The organism is Streptomyces sp. bgisy100 (genome assembly GCF_057709105.1).
On the sequence record NZ_JBYITE010000105.1, the window covers coordinates 1 to 2,366 of the forward strand.

General features: G+C 71.6%; 1 protein-coding gene. It reads left to right on the forward strand.

Features of this window, described 5'->3' with window-relative positions:
- Window positions 1–2,366: type I polyketide synthase (locus AC3EQ1_RS31250; RefSeq protein ID WP_432097675.1), on the forward strand; the 2,366-nt coding region annotated here is incomplete at both ends.

The following is a 2,366-nucleotide window of genomic DNA, read 5'->3' on the forward strand; positions in this document are numbered from 1 at the left end:
CGGTTCTGCGTCCGAAGGTGGATGCGGCGCTGAACCTGCACGATCTGACGCGGGACATGGACCTGTCGGCGTTCGTGTTGTTCTCCTCGGCGGCCGGTCTGCTGGGTGCGGCCGGGCAGGGCAACTACGCTGCCGCCAACGCGCTCCTGGACGCGCTTGCGCAGCATCGTCGGGCCCAGGGTCTGCCCGGTCAGTCCCTCGCCTGGGGGCTGTGGGCCCAGGACAGCGGTGTGAGCCGGAGCAGCGGCATGACCGGCGGCCTGTCCGAGGCCGATGTGGCGCGGATGGCGCGGGCGGGGATGCGTCCGTTGTCCCAGGTGGAAGGGTTGGCGTTGCTCGACGCGGCCCGAGCGGCCGACCATGCCGTCCTCGCCCCCGTCCACCTGAACCCTGCCGCGCTGGCCACCCAGCCGGCTGTGCCCGCGATGCTGCGGTCCCTGGTACGCATGCCGTCGCGCCGTACCGCAGCTGCCGAGCAGAGCCAGGACAACGCCCTCAGGGCACGACTGCTCGCGGCGCCCGCCGCCGATCAGGACCGGATGCTCCTGGACTTCGTCCGCACCCATGTCGCGGCGGTCCTCGGACACGGTGCACCGGATGCGGTGCAGCCCCAACGAGCCTTCAAGGACGTCGGCTTCGACTCGCTCACCGCCGTCGAACTGCGCAACCGGCTCACCACGGAGACAGGGATCAGGCTTCCCGCCACGCTGGTCTTCGACCACCCGACTCCCACGGCCATCGCCGAACTCATCCGCGAGGAGCTCCTCGGCGGAGCCCTCGAAGACGGCGCTCCGGAGCCGACCGCGTCAGCCGTGGCCGTGGCGGACGACCCGATCGCCATCATCGGCATGAGCTGCCGCTATCCGGGAGGAGTCGGCTCGCCGGACGACCTGTGGCGGCTCGTCGCGGCCGGTGGGGACGGGGTCTCACCGTTCCCTGCGGACCGGGGGTGGGATCTCGAAGCGCTCTTCGACACCGACACCGGCCGGTCCGGCACCAGCTACGCCCGTGAGGGCGGCTTCCTGCACGACGCGGCGGACTTCGACGCGGAGTTCTTCGGGATTTCGCCGCGTGAGGCGCTGGCGATGGACCCGCAGCAGCGGCTGCTGCTGGAGACCTCGTGGGAGGCGCTGGAGCGTGCGGGCATCGACCCGACCTCGCTGCGCGGCAGCCGGACCGGTGTCTTCACCGGAGTGATGTACCACGACTACGGCTCCCGCCTCACCGAGATACCGGAGGGGCTGGAGGGCTACCTCGGCAACGGCAGCGCGGGCAGTGTGGCCACCGGTCGCGTCGCGTACACACTGGGCCTGGAGGGACCGGCGGTCACTGTGGACACGGCGTGCTCCTCCTCCCTGGTGGCTCTCCACTGGGCGGCGCAGTCGCTGCGGCAGGGTGAGTGTTCGATGGCGCTGGTGGGCGGTGCCACGGTGATGTCGACGCCGGGTGTGTTCGTGGAGTTCAGCCGTCAGCGGGGTCTGGCGGCGGACGGCCGGTGCAAGTCCTTCGCGGGGGCCGCGGACGGTACGGGCTGGGCCGAGGGTGTGGGGATGCTGCTGGTGGAGCGGCTGTCCGATGCTCGTCGGAACGGTCATCAGGTGCTGGCGGTGGTGCGGGGTTCGGCGGTGAACCAGGACGGTGCGTCGAACGGGCTGACGGCCCCGAACGGCCCGTCCCAGCAGCGTGTGATCCGCCAGGCGCTCGCCAATGCACGGCTGTCCGCCGAGCAGGTGGACGCCGTGGAGGCGCACGGCACCGGGACGACGCTGGGCGACCCGATCGAGGCCCAGGCCCTGCTGGCGACCTATGGTCAGGGACGGCCGGCGGACCGGCCGGTGTGGCTGGGTTCGGTGAAGTCGAACCTGGGTCACACGCAGGCGGCCGCGGGCGTCGCGGGTGTCATCAAGATGGTCATGGCGATGCGCCACGGCGTACTGCCGCAGACCCTGCACGTCGACGAGCCCACACCCCACGTGGACTGGACCGCAGGCTCGGCGCAACTGCTCACCCAGTCCATGGACTGGCCCCGGACCGGCCGGCTCCGCCGGGCGGGTGTGTCCTCGTTCGGCATCAGCGGCACCAACGCGCACGTCATCCTCGAACAGGCCGCACCGGTCGACACCACGGAAACCGCCGTCACCGGCACGCCGGATGGTCCGGTCGTGGTGCCGTGGGTGTTGTCGGGGCGCAGCGTGGACGCGCTGCGGGCGCAGGCGGGTCGGCTGGCTTCGCTGCTGAAGGACGAGCCGGGGCTGTCCGTCGCCGATGTGGGTTTCTCGCTGGTGACGTCGCGTGCCGTGTTGGAGCACCGGGCCGCGGTGGTGGCTCCCAGCCGCGAGGACGGCGTGACAGCTCTGACCGCTCTG